A 17,760-nucleotide genomic window follows, 5' to 3' on the forward strand; every position below is an offset into this window, starting at 1 on the left:
TTTTCAGGGAATCAAAATATTATTTTGGTAATTTTATTTAACCCGAATTCTGGATAAGAAATTGATGAGAAGCCTGTTCCAAGGGCAAAGTCTTGGTGTACACCAAAAATAGCGCCGAGGTGGAACAGGCTATGGACAATGTAGTTGAAATTTTCTGTGATGTTGATGATTTTTGCCGTTTTTTCATCCCTCAATGGGAGTAATTTTGTCTCGATAGTGGGCATTGTTTACGCCGCCGACAAGGTCACATGTATCTCAGTGAAATCATGACCATTTTGACCCTTTTTCATCTGTCACATTACCGTGATTTTAAAAATTTTTATCTAGAACATATTTGGAAATATCACCACAACGATTTTCCCACCTTGCTCCGCTATCCCCGTTTTGTCGGTGTGGCCCCTTCCGTTTTGGTGCCACTATACCGCTATCTGACGCAATTAAAAGGAAAACCCACAGGCATTGCTTTTATTGATTCCACCCGTTTGAGTGTCTGCCATAATATTAGCATTCCTCGACATAAGGTCTTTGCGGGGATAGCCAAGCGCGGAAAAAATTCAATGGGATGGTTTTACGGTTTCAAATCACACTTGGTTGTCAATCATCAGGGGGAAATTTTGGCGCTTAAAGTCACTGCCGGTAATGTGGATGATCGGGAACCTGTTCGCGAATTAACAACAGAATTAACGAGTTCACTTTACGGCGATAAAGGTTATCGCAGTCAGGAACTGGCAGACGATTTAGGCAAAACCGGTGTCACTTTCGTCACCCAAAAGCGCCGAAATATGAAAGCACGTCTGCTGGCTGAGTGGGATAAGATAATGTTATCAAGGCGTTTTATCATCGGGCAGCTATTATCCGCTTCCGATGAAAGGTATCGCTATTCCCAAGAAGTCGGGAGGTGAACGTCTGCTGGGTATTACCACGGTTGCGGATCGCGTGGCGAAAATGGTGGTCAGGCTTCATTTAGAACCGCTTGTTGAGCCTCATTTTCTGCCGGATTCTTATGGCTACCGACCGAATAAATCGGCGATTGATACCATCAGAGTGACAAGGCAGCGATGCTGGCAGCAAGATTGGGTATTGGAGTTCGATATCAAGGGCCTGTTTGACAATATTCCTCATGATTTACTCATGAAACCCGTGAGGAAACACACAAACAGCCCGTGGATCTGTCTATACATCGAACGCTGGCTAACTGCACCGATGAAATGCAATGGTAAGGTGTTATTCCGGGAGAAAGGCACACCGCAGAGAGGTGTGATTTCCCCCCTGATGCCGAATCTGTTCCTGCACTATGTCTTTGACATGTGGATGCAACATGAGTTCCCCGGTGTCCCCTTCGAAAGGTACGCTGATGATGTTGTATGTCACTGTTACAGTCAGTCGCAGGCTGAAGCACTGATAAGTGAACTAGGCCAGCGGTTTGCGCAATGTGGACTGGCACTGCATCCGGACAAAACCCGAATTCCTTACTGTAAGGATGTAGAACGAAAGGGAAAATATGAACATACCCGTTTTGATTTTCTTGGATATACGCTCAGGCCAAGGCTGGTCAAGAACCGTAAAAGAAATAGTCTGTTTGTGAGTTTTACACTGGCAGTCAGCAAAACGGCGCAAAAGGCCATGAGATTCAAAATCCGCAAGTTGAAGATATGAATGCGGACAGAACTTAACTTAACACAAATAGCCAACAGGCTAAACTCCATGATAAGTGGATGGTTAAACTATTATGGTCAATTTTATCATTCAGAGTTGTATAAGGTCTTCAGACGACTCAACAAAGCGCTAGTGCGCTGGGTTAGGCGAAAGTTCAAGGCACTGAGCAGACACAAAACCCAGGCATCAAAACTGCTTCAAAGGATCGCAAAAAAGAAGCATAAGGGGTTGTTTGCTCATTGGTGGGCAGGAATGACAGGCGTGTTTGCTTGATGGGAGCGGTATGAGTCGATAGGCTATGGGGGTAGTTCCCGCGGCCTACTCAACCGATTAATGGGCAATTAAAAAACCTTTCTCAAATAGAGCATTCTCGCCACCGAAGTATAAAAGGATTTATGTTGACCGTTTTAGGTGGTTTGATTGCTTATTGTCTTAAATGGAAGAAGCCATCACTGAAAGTTTTCTATTCGGAAGACGATTTCTCAGTGACGGATTAAACAGAATTATTTACAGGGTCCTATCATTGTAACGGGGTGTATAACCCCGTCTCTATAAAGTGTGTTTAACTATTTCAATCGTCTTTCTAAATTTTTGATAAAATCGTCCGCACTAAGTTTTACTCCACAGGAAGCTATTACCAGGTCCTCAAATTCGTGGTAACAACCTTGCCTATAGATTTTTTTGTCTAACCATTGGAGTAAACTGCTAAACTTTCCTCTAGAGAGTTCCATTTCAATTGATGGGTTTTTCCGAGCATTGTTGAATAATTGTGCGGAAATAACTGCGCCCATGAGGTAGCATGGAAAATACCCAAAATAACCGATAGCCCAATGGATATCTTGCCAGGGACCTTCATGAGGTGATGGGCTTATACCAAAATATAACTCGAATAATTCTTGCCATCTGCCTTTGAGATGTTTTGCAGAAAGTTCGCCTGAGAGTAGCTCGTTTTCAATTTTATAGCGTATAAGAATATGTGCGGGGTAGGTGAAATCATCGGCTGTAACTCGGATACCATTCGTATGGATTGTGTTGAAGTGTTCGCACAATCGCTCTTTGTTGAAATAATCAGCATAGCCGAAGTTATTTTCCAATTGCTTGGCCAAATATCCTAAGTAGGAGTTGGAGTGACCGACCTGTCTTTCGAATAGCAGAGCCAAACTTTCATGAATACACATTCCCCTAGAATCACTGACCGGTTGTCCAAGGTGCTGTTTTGGAAGTCGTGCTTCGTACGACGCATGGCCTGTTTCATGCATAAGAGCTGAAATGCTCAAAAGTATGTTTTCTGGTTTGAAATAGCTGCAAACCCTGATGTCGCCTGTTAGTCCTCCAGTGAAAGGATGACGACTTTCATCCAGCCTTCCGGTGTTAAAATCAAACTCCATGTTTACCATTAAGGTATTGGCAAATTTCTTTTGTTGATTTTTACTTATTCTTGGCCAGATGGTTTGTTGTTTTGGTGAGTCTTTTATTGTGGCGACTAATCTTGAGGTGAATGGTTCTATTTTACTGAAAATAGCATCGACCGATTCGGCTCTCAGACCTGGTTGATGCTGCTCTAGTAAAGCATCATATGAGCTTATCCCGAGTTTTTCTCCAAGGGAAGATGCCATTTCCCGTGTCAGTGCTAGCAACTCTTCAAAATTTTGTTCAAGAGACTGTTGATTTATTTCATTAGCTTGGGCATACCACGCCTCTTCGCATTTTACTGCTGCTCGGGTAAGCCTGCTGGTTAATGTAGGGGAGGTTGCGATAGCCATGATATGCAAACGATGTATTTCTCTGATGTTGGCTTTTTGCCAATCATTTAGAACGGTAATGTCGATACGATCCAGAAGTTCCGCTATTTCCTGGCTTGCGATTATCTCATGTTGCATAGTGCTGAGCACTGACATTTGCTCTGCTCTTAGCGAATGACTTCCTTTGGGCATCATTGTGGCTTTGTCCCAGTTTAAGATTGCATAGGCGCCATACAATGAGCTCCATTTAACCATTAGGTCGGTTAGTTGCTGATAATCGTTCATTCGTATACCTCAGGCCATCTATAGAAATAGACTTTGTTCCAGTGGGAACCTACGATAAGCTCACCTTGCTCTGTAATAAGAGGAGCTGAGTGTATGCCTGTGGGAGCAGTGATTTTCCAGCGCAGGCCTCCATTTTGATGATCATAGCAATGTACAGCTTCATCAATATGTGTGGGGTTATCAGTAGTACCGACAAATATAGGATCGCCATTAGGTAGAGTAGAAAAGGGAGTGTATACAAAGCGTGTTCCTACTTCGGATTTCCATATGACTTCAGTACTCCGTAAATTTACTCCATAAATATAACGATCATCACTTCCTATAGTTGCAATATGATCATATCCAACTGATGGGCATGATACTACGAAGCCATCGGTTTCATGAATAGCGCGTATGGTTCCTGTTCTTGAGTTAAAAACAACGATTTGACCATTTTCTTCGGTCCCGATAATACCTGTTTCAATACTATAATCTAATGCTGCACTGCCTTCAAAACGTCCTTCGTTTTCAATTTCCCATACTGTATTTCCGGCTTTATCTATACAAACTAATGTTTTGTTCGTTCCAAAGATGATATTGCCTTCGACTGTCAGGGCGGGGGAACTATATATATCGTCCACCACATCTTCTTCAAACATGCGTTTCCAGATCAATTTTCCACTTTTTGCATTTAACGCATACATACTGTGATCATAGCTTCCTGCGTAAACTAGCCCGTTCTTTTCATCCAATGTTGGGGTGGAATGGAATACATCATTAGCTTTGAATTGCCATAGGCAGAGTCCATTTGAAGAAACCATTCTAAGCGTTGAATCCTCTCCACCAATTATGAAATCACCTCTCGTTGTCACTGCGGGGGAGCTATAAATCGGCCCGGCTGTCTCTAATCGCCAATTTTGTTTTAACGTTTTGGTATCGTAACAATATATATATCCGTCATAGCAACTGATAATTACACAGTTGTTGCCAATAATTGAAGGAATACTCCAGATTCGTTCGCTAAATTCCAATTCTCCATAGAGTACAGGGGACTTAGTATAATCATGTCGAATGGATGCCCATTTCTTTTTGAAGCTTCGGAGGGATTGTTTGTTTTTATACCAAGTGGTGTTTAAATGTGAGTTGAACGCGGCAAGAGAGTGCTTTGTTTTTAGTGTCATTGTTCTTCCTCGATTGTGAACACAACTCTAGATGTAATAGGCTACAATGGTTTCTATTTTAGCCAATAAATCTTAAGCATAGTTGATGTATAAGCGTTTAGCCATTATCTCAGGTCGATCACATTAACAGGTTCGCAGGATCTGAGTACAATAGGCTTTTGACTCGCTTTGATGGCTTATTTATCTACAGGCCACGCTCCGAATACCGATTCAAAAGGTAATTCCGCCGGTCACGTAGCAGAAGTGTGAATTTGATGAGCTCTTCCATAACATCCACAAGCCGGTTGTAGTAAGAAGAAGGCTTCATGCGGCCAGTAGTATCATCAAACTCTAGAAAGGCTTCGGGTACCGATAATTGATTAGGGATAATGAACATATGCATACATCTTCCTACCGTTCGTAACTGATTTACTACGTTGAATGATTGAGTTCCGCCATTGACTTGAAGTAAGGCCAATGTCTTACCTTGTGTAGAGTGCAGCTCGGGAATCCAGTCAAGCTGGGATTTGAACACTGCACTCATCGATCCATGGTATTCCGGAGAACACCACACTTGCCCTTCTGACCATTGCATAAGTTCATGTAGTTCTGCCACTTTTTCATGGGTATCGGGTGTAGTATCCGGTAAAGGTAAACTAGATGGATCAAAAATCTTAATTTCAGCGCCTATTTGCTCAAGTAGGAGTGCGGATTCTTGAACCAGTGATCGGCTAAAAGAAGGCTGACGATTCGAACCATACAAAAGTAAGATCCTTGGGTTATGTGAGGAAGATTTCTGCGCTTCCAGCTTCTCTAAAGAAGGGATATCCAAAAGTTTGTGAATAATATTTGGTAAAGTATCGGTCATGTAATTCTCCGAAAATCAGATGATGTAATTTCCAAAACTGTTGTAACCTCTTGTGTTCACAATGAGGTTTGTTCAAAAGTCTCTGTGCTGAATTCATTGATGTCGTTGTGTCTGGTGGGCTTGGTTATAAAGTGATAAGCGCCTATTAAACATTAAGAGACTCAAAATTGTTTGATATTATAATCAACTTTTAATTAGATACATATAAAGCTCCTTTTTCATAAAAAATACAGTTAATAAGCTAGTGTGATTATGTTTCTTTTGGGTAAAATTAAGCTTATCTGTGAAGTTGACGAGTAATAGTTGACAAAGAGTCATATTGGTTTTGGTATGTTTTGGGACTTTGTTTAATAATGGATAATTACTCATACTTTTGGTCAATGCAAATGTTGAAATATCCCAGACTCTTTTTGAGTTATTATTCCTATTCAAGGTAAAATTCCTTTGTACCAGTGGTTTTAATGACTGTTTCCTCCTTCCAAAGGGGAAATACATCACAGATAAATAGTTCACATAAGGTATTAAAAGAGACAATTTTCTCTTTGTATATGACTTAAGAGATAGCATAACAAGACTATTGATTATTTAAAATAAAAAGAAGTGTATAACAATATTATCAGGATGTTAATTTAGCATTGATAGTATATGTAAAATACAATCAATTTGTTGAATATATAATTATGTTTTGATAAATTTGAGTGATCGTATATTTTCATGGAGTACAATAAGCTAGCTAAATATAGGTAAGAAAATGAATTTGATAGACGGTATGCTATAAATAGAAATTAGTGGAAAATTTCTTTATAAAATATCTGGTTGTGAATATTTTGTTGATGCTTTTAATTTTATGATTTTGTTTTTATTTAAAATAAAACCATTATGGAAATCAATTAACTTGACATAAAAATAACTGAGTAGATATATTTAATTAACTCTTGTATTTTCCAAGAGTCTGAAGTTATGAAAAAGTGTGACATTTAGCATAATCTTGGCAATATTCTGTTTCTGACTATTAAGTTTGTTAGCAGAATAGTCATGCCGGAAACAAAATACTAATTTAATGGAGAATGCTGATATGATTAATTTTACAAGTATTGAGTTACGTATCGAACCTGCGATGTTCTGTTTTTAAGTTATTTAGAATATTGTAAATAGAAGGTTAGAGCGAGCGAACGTTTAAAGCTAAAGTGTTCGCTCGCCCTTTCCAAAACTATCAAATAGCGAAGTGTTCGGAGAAAAATATGAGTTCTGAATCTCAATCTTTAATCGAGGCAACGCTGTATTACAATAGAACTAGTGTAAGGGAAAGTATCTGGTCTAAAGCGACTTGCTTGGCGCTGACTCATCATAATTTTGATATGAATGGATATGTCATCACTCAAGCTTTGGAACCTTCATGCCTCAGAGAGGTTTCTGATACGGTCAATATCCCCTACAAGATGGCCGAAAATTTCACATACCCATGTAAAGGTCCTGGTAATGCCTTACAATGGTTACTTTCTATGAGGCCCTATCTACCAGACATACAAAAACTGAACTTGGCTAGAGCTTTGATCACCACTGCACGATACCGCTTGTCCCAAGAAATATTGGACGAGATTAATAACCAAAAACTTTACCCTGAACAGAGAATTACTTATCTGATAACGCGATTTATTACAGACAATCGTTTGGGAATGCATACTAATTATCCCCATTTATTTGAAAATATAAGGGCTGTTATTGAAACCGAAAAAATTTCTGAAGAAAGTATACTTGAAGTAACATCATTAGCGATTGTTTGGTATTTGAAGACTAAAGCGATAGATTCTGTCGCCTATAAGTGGTTTGTAGCATGTGGAAAACGCGTTGCCGAGAGCATACTTGATCGTGAGACATTTAAAGCAAAATTGGCGCTTTCATCGTTTTATCGTGCTTATGCTATGGTTCCAGCCGCCGTTAGTAACCCATCTGCAACTCGTACACTTATGCTGAAGGCACAGCACTTTGCTGAAAGTCTTGAACCTCAGAATGATCTGGAGAAAGCATTGGCTGCTACTGCGAAAAAGACTGTTTTGGAATCTTCTATTAAGGAGATGCTTTATGTTAGTCAGAATTTCGATGCAGCTGAACGATATGGCTTAGAACTTATATCGTTGGACCCACATTGGTCGATCAATTATCAAGAACTTGCCGAAGTCTATATTAAAAAAAGTGAATATGAAAAGGCCCTGGAACAGTACAATAATGCCAAACACGTTGGGTTACCCAGAGCTATTTTAACTGAGTATATGATTGGTGTATGTCATGCCCATCTTGGCGACACGATTGCTGCAATAGGTGCCTTCAAGAGTGTTTTACAAGCCGATGTGACAAACATATCAGCTGGTTTGTCTGGCTACAAGGTCGCTTCTAAGAACGATCTCTTGTCTAAAGAATACTTTCACGATTTTCTTAAACGTTGGGATGAGCAAGGTCTTCTTACCAAAGAGCATAAGGAGATGATAGCATGAATTCCATAGTACAACAGATCAACCCTATCAAGGTGACACGATTCGACCATATACAAATGGAAGTATCTAACCTTGAAGAAAGTATCCGCTTCTATGAGGATGTGTTTGGATTTAAGAAGAAGGAAGCTGGTCTGAGGAGAATGGTACGTTGGGTAATAATGGGTAACGAAAGCAAACTGTATTTGTGTATGCATGAATATACAAATCGAGCAGGTATCGAAAATACCGGTCTGGAGATTACTCATGTGGGATTCATAGTAGAAGATTTTTCTTCGGTTGTGCAGAAATTGAAAACGCATGGTGTAACGCTACCGGATGGGGATATGATTCAATATCATTCTTCTCGATCTGTTTATTTTCTCGACCCCAACGGTTACAAGATAGAAATCTCTGAATTCGATGGAGGCGGTATCGATAGTTAACTGTGGATCAACTGCTAGATATAGATAACCGGAGAATATGGACGATAACGAAGAATAATTCTGTTACGTGAAAAAGTGCCACTGAGTTCAACTTTCGTAAGGCTTCCATAAAATCGGTAAAGGTTATCAACATCAAATCTTGAAAGAGGAAACTATGCTGAGTGAAGACAGAGTGAGCGTGAAGCCTACAGGTTGGAAAATGGACGATAGCATACATTCTCGATGTGTGATTCAACTAGATCCAGCCCATACTGAAAAATTGTTAGCAGAGCTGTCGGGTACGCCAGCTAGACTGCTTAAGGGGCTGACTACTCAAGAGAATGCGGGTAGTGAAGTTGATGAATTAATGGAAAGTGTGTACGAACGTGTCAAAAGTGGAGATGGGCTTGTTATCTTGAAAGGAATCTCTGTTGCAGGCTTGGATGAGAATGAGTTGGGAGAACGTTTCTTACAGCTCTGTAGCCGAATGGGTAAGCCTGTTTCTCAGAGTGTGATGGGAGATATAATCGGTCGGGTCGAAGATATGACGCACATGGACCCTGACGCTAGGGGATATAGGAATCGTGAAGGATTGGTAATGCATACGGATCAGCCAGATATGGTTTGTATGTTATGTGTCAGGAAAGCTAAACAAGGAGGTCATAGCAAGTTTGCGAGTGCGTTGGCTCTTCATGATGCCATCAAGAAAAGTCGGCCAGACTTGCTGCCAGTATTATACACTGGTTATCCCTACCACCGGCTCAATGAGCATCCTCCGGGAGCAAGTGAAATAACCGAATACAATGTACCGGTATTTTCTGAATGTAACGGAGATATTAGCATTCGATACCTGAGGTTTAACATGTTTGCTGCTGCGTTTGCTCGGGGTGAGAAAATCCCAGCTAAACTGCGAGAGGCTGTCGACTATCTTGATGAATTGGCAACATCTCCTGCTTTTTGTTGGATTACATCTCTTGAGGAAGGCGACATGGTTTTCTTCAACAATTATCTATGCCTGCATTCTCGTACAGCATTCGAAGATAATGATGATCCTAAGAATAAACGGTTGATGTACAGAGTTTGGCTTGAATGTGAGAACTTTCGGTCTACACGTCCTGAACTTGCTGTTCATCCTGAAGGTGGCGGTGGGCGGGGAGGGATAACGTCTCAAACTGGTAAGCGACCTGCCTTCGACTATGATTTCGACTGGGACTAAAAGTATACTTATGAAATATAGAACTCTTGGATATAGCGGAGCTTATGTATCACCTATTTGCCTCGGTACTCAGCAGTTCGGTAGATGGGTGGATGAGAAAGGTGCGCACGAAATACTTAACGTATTCACCGAGCAAGGAGGTAACTTCCTTGACTCTGCTGATTGTTATCCAATTTATTTGCCAGATGGTAATGAAGGAGGACAGGTATCAGAGATAATTATCGGTCGCTGGTTGAAGTTGTATGCTAAACGGGATGACTTCATTATCGCGACTAAATTTTCAGCTCCCATGGGAAAAGGACCGAACAGCGAGGGACTTTCTAGGAAACATATTGTCAAAGCGGTTGAACAGTCCTTAAAACGTCTAGGAACTGATTACATTGATCTTTACCAAGCTCACGATGACTATCTCAATGTACCCATGGAGGAAATTCACCGGACTCTGGATGACTTGGTAACACGGGGTCTTGTGCGTTATATCGGGTGTTCAAACTTTCCAGCCTGGAGGCTTATGAAGTCATTGGGGCTATGTGCTAAACATAACTACGTTTCGTATGTGACGGTACAAGGAAAATACAACCTGTTGGATAGAATCGAGTATGAGCGTGAAATGATGGATTTGTGTCAAGAAGAGAAGATTGGAATGTTGCCGTATGTTCCTCTTGCTAAAGGTTTTCTTACTGGGAAATATCATCGATATGCACCAAAAACACAATCTCTTAGGGCAGATGATGTGAGCAAACTCTACAATAGCGATAAGAGCTGGAAAGTCCTTCAGTTGATTAGGGATATAGCCGATAGAAATGCTATGAGTTGTACTAAAGTCGCTTTGGCATGGCTATTGCAGAGGCCAGCTGTCATATCGCCAGTGGTGGGTGTTAATAGTGTTGAACAATTAAAGGAAACTCTTGGAGCAATTGATGTTTCCTTGCCTATTGAAGATATAGCTAAATTGAATAGGTGCTAGGAGTCGTCAACTATGATTGCGTTAATAGATCATTGCTATAGCATCCTTCCTGCTGGGAATAGGAAACGATCTATTGCCCGCTTAGAGCAGGCAGGGTTCTTGATTAGTCAAAATTCTCTCCGGCATAAAGGGGGCAAGGATAGTATTTTTGTTCATTTCACAGGTTCATATCTTGAATTGATAGAGGTAGTAGATTCACGTGAATTTGAAGCTTATTGCACTGAAGCAGAACAACATGCCTCCCGATTCGGTTACCCCTATGCACTTGTGGCTGCTACTGCGGAGGTACAGTCTTGTGCAGAGATTTTGAAAGACTTTCGCCTAAATATTTCGGATGTTCGGTATATTGTTCCTCAACTGGAAGGGTGGGTGGAGCCAGCTTGGGCTGTCTTGGATATCCCTGACACAGAGACGCCAGGTTGTACTCTACAGATAATCCAATACCTGCTTCGTGAGAAGGCATGGGCTAAGGTGGCCTGTGGCCTTAATGGAATTTATGGGATTGGTGGGTTCTATTTTTGTACTCATACTCCAGTCGAGGATGCAAGGTGTTGGTACCAGCTTCTTTTTCCTATAGGGAGTTGCAGTAAGCAGAACAAACGAACTGTACTGGTTGGACAACAGCAACTACATTGGCTTAGCCCTGCGGAGTTCCAATTGTATTTCGGTGTTGAACTTAACCTTGATGAAAGCGGAGGAGCCCGTTTGGGGGCGGTAAAGCTTCTCACGTCTGACGTCAAGGTATCTTTAAGATTTTTGCAAAATGCGGGTTTTATTGTAGAAAGTAGTGAACCTCATAGCTTCCATACATGTTTCGACCTTGATTTAGGCTATGCGTTTCATGTGGAGCAAGGGCTAGGGGCTTCTGATTATGTCTCCGACATTAACAGGCGGTTACTGGCCTGCAATTCAATCAAATTAGACATTTGAGGGCTTGATGAGAGAATTTGATGTTAATGTATTTGACGCTCATATTCATACTGAATTTAATGGCATGCCGGATAATTTCAGTGGTATTGAGTGTTCGCTAGCCTCTTACAAAGAATCTATAGCCGATATACGTTTCGTTGGTTCCCTCTCGGATTCTGCATCACCATCTAAGGAGCATGGTGATCTAAGTCAATTAGGGATTTACCATTGTGCCGTTGTGCAAAGTTTGGATTATGACTTTACTTCAATCAGTCAGAGCCTTTTATCAGGGGAAAAATTGGCGATAAAAATTAATGTTGGTTTTATACATAGGTATGCATCTGATGATGTTTTCCAACCTCTTTATTCTCTCGCATCACTGTTGAAAATCCCCGTTATGTTTCACAGTGGTGATCCTGGTTGGCCCCACGCTAAAATTAAATATGCAGACCCTGTTTCTTTAGACGAGGTAGCTGTCGATTATCCTGATGTCAATTTTGTGCTAGTTCATGCAGGAAATCCATGGTTTCGCAGTGCTGCTGCTGTTGCCTCGAAAAACACTAATGTCTTTCTTGAGGGATCGTCTCTCATTGATGGGGATCTCAGGACTTATTCGGATGAGCGTGCAAACAGGCTTATTTCAAAGCCGCTGTCTTGGATACTTGACTATCTTGGTACTTCTCGAAAATTAATTTTTGGTTCCGGTTGGCCGATGGTGCATTTAGGTTCTTATATTGATGCATTTAGTAAAGGTCTTCCTGAAGAAGCTTGGGAAGATGTTTTTTGTAACAATGCACTTGGACTCTATGGACTCAGGGTAGCACAAGGTGAGAGTGCGCGATTAGTACGAATGGCTAAAAGTTAGTCTTGGAATTTAATTAGCGGATTTCTATGAGCATTATTCAAGTAAGAAATTTGAGCAAATCTTACAGTATTTACACAAAAAATCCTGGTCTGTTGGGCAGTTTAAAGTCATTTATTAAAAGGGACTATGCGGTTGTACAAGCGGTAAAGGCGATTAATTTTTCTATTGAAGAAGGAGAAATTGTGGGTTTTCTTGGAGCGAATGGGGCTGGGAAAACCACTACCATGAAAATGTTGGCGGGTATCATTCAGCCCTCTTTAGGCGATGTCAGTGTTTTAGGGCATATTCCTTATGAACGTAGGAACAGATATTTAAAGTCAATATCATTTGTGGCTGGGCAGAAACAGCAACTAGCTTGGGATCTTACGCCTAATGATTCCTTCATACTTAATAAGGTTATCTATGATCTCGGAGATAATGAATTTTCCAGATGCCGCGATGAACTGGTTGAATTACTTGCTATTCGTTCGGTAATTAACAGGCCGGTTCGTAATTTGTCCCTTGGTGAGCGTATGAAATGCGAATTAGCTTTATCATTGCTACATAAGCCAAGGATTTTGTTTCTTGATGAACCCACAATTGGGTTAGATGCTAACATGCAGCGCGTCGTCCGTGAATTTATCTTGCACTATAATCAGACACACAAAGCAACAATTCTCCTAACTTCTCATTACATGGCGGATGTGGAAGCACTTGCACGACGTGTCATTATCATCAATTCGGGAGAGATCGTCTACGATGGACAGCTGTCGCATTTAATTGCAAAGCGTTCTCCCAAAAAGATTGTAAAGGCTAGTCTTTCAGGTCCGATCAATCCAGAGCTGAGTTCGTTACCCGGCTTACTGTTCTATGATGGTCACGATATTGAACTAGTGGTAGAGCGTGACGCATTATCTTCTGCAATGGCAAGGTTGATGTCGGAACAGGTCGTTCTTGATATCTCGATCCATGATGAGCCGATAGATCGTGTGCTAGCGGGATATTTATCTTCAAGTGGTGAGCCTAATGTTCAAATATTTTAAGCGGACCCTACAGTTATGGAGGGTGCTCATTGGTCAATCTTTCTCTCAGGCTATTGCATATCGAGCACAGTCGATGGTTTGGATGATAGGTGGTGTGATGCCTATCTCTGTGATGTTAGTTTGGTTTAATCTGGCAGATGGAGGAGCCATCGGCGGTTATACACCCAGCGATTTCGCGGTTTATTTCCTTTCCATTTACTTGGTGCGTCAATTAACGTCCATTTGGGTAATGCAGCGCTTGGATCGTGATATTCGCCGAGGTGAACTTTCTATGCTACTGCTGCGCCCTGTGTCTCCCCTCTATTGCTATATCGCGGATCATGTGGGACAGATGATTGTTCGAGGACCGATTATATTAGTGGTTTTTATTTCTGGTGTTGTTTTGACTGGTAATTTACAACGCTTAGATATCTGGAACTTTTTGGTTTTTTTACCTTCACTCATGCTTGCCTGGATTATCATTTTTCATCTTTATTATTGTCTGGGTTTGCTGGCCTTTTGGATTAATAACGCAATGGCATTTGACCCATTGCTTTGGGCGCTTTATACGATACTTGGGGGATCACTTATTCCTCTTGATTTATATCCGCCTGGTATCGCAGGGTTATTGAAAGTCTTGCCTTTTGCATCGGCAATGGATTTCCCGGTGCAAATAATATTAGGGAAACTAAATCATGACGAATTATTGACTGGTTTCTTGATACAGTTATTCTGGGTTATAGTATTCATGTTAATTCGTACTTTGCTATGGTCGATAGGATTAAAAAAATATACGGCTTCAGGAGCTTAACTAAATGCGGTACGGTTTACTATTGTTGGTCTTGATAAGAAATTCTTTCGTTTTAGAACTTGAATTTCGACTCAATGCTTTGGTCAATTTGATCAATTCTTTCCTTGCCTGCCTGTTGGCTTTACTTGTTTTGACTGGATTCTTCGGTCAAGTATCCCAAGTCGGGGGATGGAGTTTCAATCAAATGGTTGCTCTGCTGGGTGTGACTCTCATTGTGGAGTCATTGATTGATAGTTGGTTGTTTCCAAGTATCCATTCTCTCTCGGAATATATTAGGAGAGGTGACTTAGATTTTATGCTTATTCGCCCAGTTGACCATCAGTTCTTTATCACATTTCATCGTTTTAATGTGTGGGACAGTGCGAATTTTATCGTTGGTTATATTGTTGTGCTGTTCGCGATGTTTCAACAGGATGCTTTGATATTTTCAAACTTCGTGCAATTCAACTTAACACTATTATTGGGTGCATGCATTTTCTATTCTCTGTTTATGTGCTCAAACCTTATTGCCTTTTGGTTCACTAAAGTTTCTGATGTGTGGATCATTTGTTATTCTCTGATGGATATGGGCCGGTTTCCCGTTAGTGCTTATCCTGGTGCTATGCGGTTTGTGCTGAGTTTTATATTACCGGTTGCTTTCGTAAGTAATGTACCTGTGCAAGCGGCCTTGGGTATTCTTAATTTCGACACGTTGGCTATGGCATTTGTGTATGCGTCAGGAGCATTATTATTAACTCGATACCTCTGGCTCAAAGCTCTTTCAAAATATAGTAGTGCGAGCAGCTGAGGGTATTTTCTACCCCAATGTTTTATATGGGCGATTATTCAGTTTATTCATGACAAATCTCATTTCCTGTTCTGTCACTGATGAAAGGTCTGTTCTCTTTGGAAAATATTACGGATGGTCTCCTTTTTTCTGTGGTCACCCATTGGCGTTGATGATGATATTGTTCAGTTACTATTGACCTAAGTATCGTTGGAAAAAGGCTAAAAGCAAGTCCGAATCTCCTGATTGAAAATGGGCAAACATACTGTAAATACTATGGTAATCTCTCTGGTAACCAGAGTGTTCAGAATCGCTTTTGTGAAAATAATACGGGGTTCGTTTTCTTACTAGATTTCGATTGGAAAATGAGTTACTGAGAAGGTAATGTTGATTTTGGCTATGTCTTTTTATTCTTATACCATGAAATAAAAAGATTCAGGGTTCCTCCCCAAAAAACACCATCAAGAAGACCACTTACCAAGCCGAATAGCAAATTATAATGTAATGAATGCAGCAACATTGGAGAAAGACTTAATAAAGCCGTCATAATAAATTTACTTATAAAAGTAATTATTATCACTATCAATGTCAAAGGTGTACCTGAACGGATAATTAAGGTGCTGCCAGGTTTTTCTCTTAATCGTGGCTGTGATCTCCATAGTATCCAACCAATAGTAATGCCGAAAACCAGACCTATTCCCATCATAATGAGTGATAAATCTGGGAAGTGTGTTTCTGTGATAATGCTATGTGCTCCCCAGATTAAAAATACGGTAGGCAGCAAGAAAATACGTTCTATACGCATTTCACGATCCGAGAGAGCTTTAATGCCTCTCATGACAAGAAACACAAGTAGAATCCAGACCCATATAGGCGTGTCTTTTATAATAGTGACGTATTGTGACATGTTATTACCTCGCTAGTCTTTTCGTATGGAAAATTTATCATTCAGGTGGTTTGGCTTTTTTTCTATAATAATTTCTCATTATTTATGGTAAGTGTTTAGATACAAGTATGGTGAAAATCAATAATGCTTAAAGATAGTAAACGATAATGTATCTTTAATACTAGAATGTAACCTATGATTCCATTTATTACAAAAGCAAAATTTTAGAAGAGCGGTCAGTTGCTATAGTTGACATTTTTCCCACTACAGGAAAATACACTATGGCCTATAAACAACTGACCGAAAGAAAGATACCCGATTTTCAGCTTAAAAAAGCGGGTTTTTCACAACGTTTCATTGTCTCATCATTAATTATCCTTATAAAAAGTGGTATTTATCGCTAAACCCATCTGTGTGATAAAAGCTTTAATCTCTCTGTATTAAAGCTTTTAAATGTTCATAGCAGATTAGGTAAATGTAAAATGGATGGAAGGATAGTATTGTCTAAAATGTATTTAAAACCCTTAACTGGCGGATAGCTGAATTAATGACAGATAAAAAGGCATTTACGATCATTAAAAAAGGAACATGCAAGTAAGAAGAGAACCATATTCCTATTTTGCTATTTTTATTATTTTTTTAATTAAATATTCATTTAAACAAATGGTTTTCGTCAAACAATTGTTGTGAACCTAATGGCTATTTTTATTAAATTGATACTCAGGTTTTCTCGTTTTTTCTTTTATTTTATTTGAATTTTTAGGTTTAAAATAAAAAAGCAACAGATATATAATGGTATTAAAATCAAAGCCTATTTCTTTAATGGTTCTTAATGTTTTTAAACTTATCTATTTTTTTCTGTTAATCTGGTTAATATAAGGCTTCCTTGCCTTCTTTAATGGACGTAGGAACTGTTATTAGTTTCTGAAATTTTTAATATGCAGTGGGTGTATTTTTTTAGGCAATTAAAGAGGATGGTTTCTCCTTACTGATAAAAATACTACGGTAAGAGGAATAATAGCTAGCTAAAAGTATTGGCATAGAGATTAGAAAACCTAAACCGAAAGTTAGCACCGAGATTATGATAATGACCGTCGAGATAATAAAGAATAATAAGCCGGGCAATAAATTCTTTTTTACTGCTTTCAGGCTCATTGATATGGCTGCTCCCAATTTTAAATTATGGATAACGATCAGTGCGGGTGCAAACCATGTTAAAGCGGTAGCAATAATGTAAGAAATCATCAAAGCAAAGACGCTAAAAAATAGTGTAGGTGAGCTGTATTCAATTATTTTGAATGAAACATCCCTATTGAACAGTATGGCAAATAGGATATCAGTTATTGCTTCTCCGTCGATAATGAACATTGCAATAATGCCAAGGAATGTAATTCCAAACGATAAAGCACCAACGCCAAGTAGTGACGCAAAATTTTTCTGAAATCCGCTAAAGAACAGTCCGAGTTCGAATTTTCCGGTGGTTCTCTGTTGTTCACACGCGGCAATAATACCACCGATAAATACTGAGTTAAAAATCCTAACAAATACTCCAAGAAAAGGAATAAACTGAAAACCAGCTACAAATATAAGATAGATAATGCAGAGTAGTATCCACATCCCCCAATTACTCAGGGCGGGATTCTACTTTGCGTAAAAATTATACATTTCGCAGATATTGATAATTTCTCACATTCAATACGATTTTATTGATAGGTTTTGATATCTGGCATGAACATTTATTGAGCTAGTAGAGGGT

The 17,760-nt window shown here is 39.8% G+C and carries 18 protein-coding genes and 2 pseudogenes; 14 read left to right on the forward strand and 6 right to left on the reverse strand.

The genetic code is table 11. The annotated features are described in order from the left end of the window. Positions 1-11: 11 nt before the first annotated feature. Positions 12-224 (reverse strand): hypothetical protein, encoded by a 213-nt coding sequence (locus tag AM629_RS24280; RefSeq protein ID WP_167338266.1) that lies wholly within the window; start codon positions 222-224, stop codon positions 12-14. Here AM629_RS24280 and AM629_RS18080 point away from each other — a divergent pair. The 4 genes and pseudogenes from AM629_RS18080 to AM629_RS23640 form a co-directional block, all read left to right on the forward strand. Then, positions 132-863 (forward strand): annotated as a pseudogene (locus tag AM629_RS18080) (IS982 family transposase); the annotation flags it as partial. The gene AM629_RS24280 and the pseudogene AM629_RS18080 sit on opposite strands and share 93 nt — an antisense overlap. A 1-nt stretch (position 864) precedes the next feature. Then, positions 865-1,656, forward strand: a complete 792-nt coding sequence (locus AM629_RS18085; RefSeq protein ID WP_054480769.1) for a reverse transcriptase domain-containing protein — start codon at positions 865-867, stop codon at positions 1,654-1,656. Continuing rightward, entirely contained in the window at positions 1,657-1,929 is a 273-nt protein-coding gene (locus AM629_RS24765; RefSeq protein WP_054480771.1) for a group II intron maturase-specific domain-containing protein, read from the forward strand. 50 nt (positions 1,930-1,979) lie between these two features. Further along, positions 1,980-2,153, forward strand: a pseudogene (locus tag AM629_RS23640) (IS982 family transposase); the annotation flags it as partial. A 69-nt stretch (positions 2,154-2,222) separates the two neighbouring features. Here AM629_RS23640 and AM629_RS18095 read toward each other — a convergent pair. The 3 genes from AM629_RS18095 to arsH all read right to left on the reverse strand — a co-directional run bounded on the left by AM629_RS18095 (position 2,223) and on the right by arsH (position 5,690). Next, entirely contained in the window at positions 2,223-3,683 is a 1,461-nt protein-coding gene (locus AM629_RS18095) for a carboxypeptidase M32 (protein ID WP_054480772.1), read from the reverse strand. Beyond that, positions 3,680-4,843: an outer membrane protein assembly factor BamB gene (locus AM629_RS18100; protein ID WP_054480774.1), complete on the reverse strand. Its 1,164-nt coding sequence runs from the start codon at positions 4,841-4,843 to the stop codon at positions 3,680-3,682. The genes AM629_RS18095 and AM629_RS18100 overlap by 4 nt, the downstream gene beginning before the upstream one ends. Positions 4,844-5,027: 184 nt before the next feature. After that, positions 5,028-5,690, reverse strand: coding sequence for an arsenical resistance protein ArsH (gene arsH, locus AM629_RS18105; protein WP_054480776.1), 663 nt, complete (start codon positions 5,688-5,690; stop codon positions 5,028-5,030). Between the two features lie 1,241 nt (positions 5,691-6,931). On the opposite strand from arsH, the gene AM629_RS18115 reads away from it, so the two are divergent. From AM629_RS18115 to AM629_RS18155, 9 genes are all read left to right on the forward strand, one after another. Beyond that, positions 6,932-8,182 (forward strand): tetratricopeptide repeat protein, encoded by a 1,251-nt coding sequence (locus AM629_RS18115; protein WP_054480781.1) that lies wholly within the window; start codon positions 6,932-6,934, stop codon positions 8,180-8,182. Next, a complete protein-coding gene (locus AM629_RS18120; protein ID WP_054480783.1) occupies positions 8,179-8,604 on the forward strand; it encodes a VOC family protein in 426 nt (141 codons plus the stop codon). The genes AM629_RS18115 and AM629_RS18120 overlap by 4 nt, the downstream gene beginning before the upstream one ends. Before the next feature lie 154 nt (positions 8,605-8,758). Continuing rightward, the gene (locus AM629_RS18125) at positions 8,759-9,799 is read left to right on the forward strand and encodes a TauD/TfdA family dioxygenase (protein ID WP_054480785.1); all 1,041 of its coding nucleotides are present in this window, start codon (positions 8,759-8,761) and stop codon (positions 9,797-9,799) included. Between the two features lie 10 nt (positions 9,800-9,809). Next, entirely contained in the window at positions 9,810-10,766 is a 957-nt protein-coding gene (locus tag AM629_RS18130) for an aldo/keto reductase (protein WP_054480803.1), read from the forward strand. A gap of 12 nt (positions 10,767-10,778) precedes the next feature. Further along, positions 10,779-11,696: a hypothetical protein gene (locus tag AM629_RS18135; RefSeq protein ID WP_054480787.1), complete on the forward strand. Its 918-nt coding sequence runs from the start codon at positions 10,779-10,781 to the stop codon at positions 11,694-11,696. Positions 11,697-11,703: 7 nt separating this feature from the next. Next, positions 11,704-12,540: an amidohydrolase family protein gene (locus AM629_RS18140; RefSeq protein WP_054480789.1), complete on the forward strand. Its 837-nt coding sequence runs from the start codon at positions 11,704-11,706 to the stop codon at positions 12,538-12,540. Between the two features lie 26 nt (positions 12,541-12,566). Further along, positions 12,567-13,562, forward strand: coding sequence for an ABC transporter ATP-binding protein (locus tag AM629_RS18145; protein ID WP_054480791.1), 996 nt, complete (start codon positions 12,567-12,569; stop codon positions 13,560-13,562). After that, positions 13,546-14,352, forward strand: a complete 807-nt coding sequence (locus tag AM629_RS18150; RefSeq protein WP_054480793.1) for an ABC transporter permease — start codon at positions 13,546-13,548, stop codon at positions 14,350-14,352. The genes AM629_RS18145 and AM629_RS18150 overlap by 17 nt, the downstream gene beginning before the upstream one ends. A 4-nt stretch (positions 14,353-14,356) precedes the next feature. Continuing rightward, complete coding sequence (locus AM629_RS18155) at positions 14,357-15,139, forward strand: ABC transporter permease (RefSeq protein ID WP_054480795.1); 783 nt, start codon at positions 14,357-14,359, stop codon at positions 15,137-15,139. A gap of 376 nt (positions 15,140-15,515) precedes the next feature. On the opposite strand, the gene AM629_RS18160 is transcribed toward AM629_RS18155, so the two are convergent. Further along, entirely contained in the window at positions 15,516-16,025 is a 510-nt protein-coding gene (locus AM629_RS18160; RefSeq protein WP_054480798.1) for a DUF6622 family protein, read from the reverse strand. 260 nt (positions 16,026-16,285) lie between these two features. Here AM629_RS18160 and AM629_RS25040 point away from each other — a divergent pair, with 260 nt between their 5' ends. After that, positions 16,286-16,408, forward strand: coding sequence for a hypothetical protein (locus tag AM629_RS25040; protein WP_262499923.1), 123 nt, complete (start codon positions 16,286-16,288; stop codon positions 16,406-16,408). Positions 16,409-16,961: 553 nt separating this feature from the next. Here the strand turns inward: AM629_RS25040 and AM629_RS18165 are convergent. Beyond that, positions 16,962-17,621 carry a BPSS1780 family membrane protein gene (locus AM629_RS18165; RefSeq protein ID WP_054480800.1) on the reverse strand — a complete coding sequence of 220 codons (660 nt, stop codon included), beginning with the start codon at positions 17,619-17,621 and terminating at the stop codon, positions 16,962-16,964. Positions 17,622-17,760: the final 139 nt, after the last annotated feature.

Origin of the sequence: Photorhabdus heterorhabditis, from assembly GCF_001280945.1 — a bacterium.
In the GTDB taxonomy this organism is placed as follows: Bacteria; Pseudomonadota; Gammaproteobacteria; order Enterobacterales; family Enterobacteriaceae; genus Photorhabdus; species Photorhabdus heterorhabditis.

What these genes read in the sequence shown, in the direction of transcription:
- AM629_RS24280 (WP_167338266.1), bottom strand. Translation starts at nt 224, where the DNA reads ATGCCCACTATCGAGACAAAATTACTCCCATTGAGGGATGAAAAAACG.
- AM629_RS18085 (WP_054480769.1), top strand. Translation starts at nt 865, where the DNA reads ATGAAAGGTATCGCTATTCCCAAGAAGTCGGGAGGTGAACGTCTGCTG.
- AM629_RS24765 (WP_054480771.1), top strand. Translation starts at nt 1,657, where the DNA reads ATGCGGACAGAACTTAACTTAACACAAATAGCCAACAGGCTAAACTCC.
- AM629_RS18095 (WP_054480772.1), bottom strand. Translation starts at nt 3,683, where the DNA reads ATGAACGATTATCAGCAACTAACCGACCTAATGGTTAAATGGAGCTCA.
- AM629_RS18100 (WP_054480774.1), bottom strand. Translation starts at nt 4,843, where the DNA reads ATGACACTAAAAACAAAGCACTCTCTTGCCGCGTTCAACTCACATTTA.
- arsH (WP_054480776.1), bottom strand. Translation starts at nt 5,690, where the DNA reads ATGACCGATACTTTACCAAATATTATTCACAAACTTTTGGATATCCCT.
- AM629_RS18115 (WP_054480781.1), top strand. Translation starts at nt 6,932, where the DNA reads ATGAGTTCTGAATCTCAATCTTTAATCGAGGCAACGCTGTATTACAAT.
- AM629_RS18120 (WP_054480783.1), top strand. Translation starts at nt 8,179, where the DNA reads ATGAATTCCATAGTACAACAGATCAACCCTATCAAGGTGACACGATTC.
- AM629_RS18125 (WP_054480785.1), top strand. Translation starts at nt 8,759, where the DNA reads ATGCTGAGTGAAGACAGAGTGAGCGTGAAGCCTACAGGTTGGAAAATG.
- AM629_RS18130 (WP_054480803.1), top strand. Translation starts at nt 9,810, where the DNA reads ATGAAATATAGAACTCTTGGATATAGCGGAGCTTATGTATCACCTATT.
- AM629_RS18135 (WP_054480787.1), top strand. Translation starts at nt 10,779, where the DNA reads ATGATTGCGTTAATAGATCATTGCTATAGCATCCTTCCTGCTGGGAAT.
- AM629_RS18140 (WP_054480789.1), top strand. Translation starts at nt 11,704, where the DNA reads ATGAGAGAATTTGATGTTAATGTATTTGACGCTCATATTCATACTGAA.
- AM629_RS18145 (WP_054480791.1), top strand. Translation starts at nt 12,567, where the DNA reads ATGAGCATTATTCAAGTAAGAAATTTGAGCAAATCTTACAGTATTTAC.
- AM629_RS18150 (WP_054480793.1), top strand. Translation starts at nt 13,546, where the DNA reads ATGTTCAAATATTTTAAGCGGACCCTACAGTTATGGAGGGTGCTCATT.
- AM629_RS18155 (WP_054480795.1), top strand. Translation starts at nt 14,357, where the DNA reads ATGCGGTACGGTTTACTATTGTTGGTCTTGATAAGAAATTCTTTCGTT.
- AM629_RS18160 (WP_054480798.1), bottom strand. Translation starts at nt 16,025, where the DNA reads ATGTCACAATACGTCACTATTATAAAAGACACGCCTATATGGGTCTGG.
- AM629_RS25040 (WP_262499923.1), top strand. Translation starts at nt 16,286, where the DNA reads ATGGCCTATAAACAACTGACCGAAAGAAAGATACCCGATTTTCAGCTT.
- AM629_RS18165 (WP_054480800.1), bottom strand. Translation starts at nt 17,621, where the DNA reads ATGTGGATACTACTCTGCATTATCTATCTTATATTTGTAGCTGGTTTT.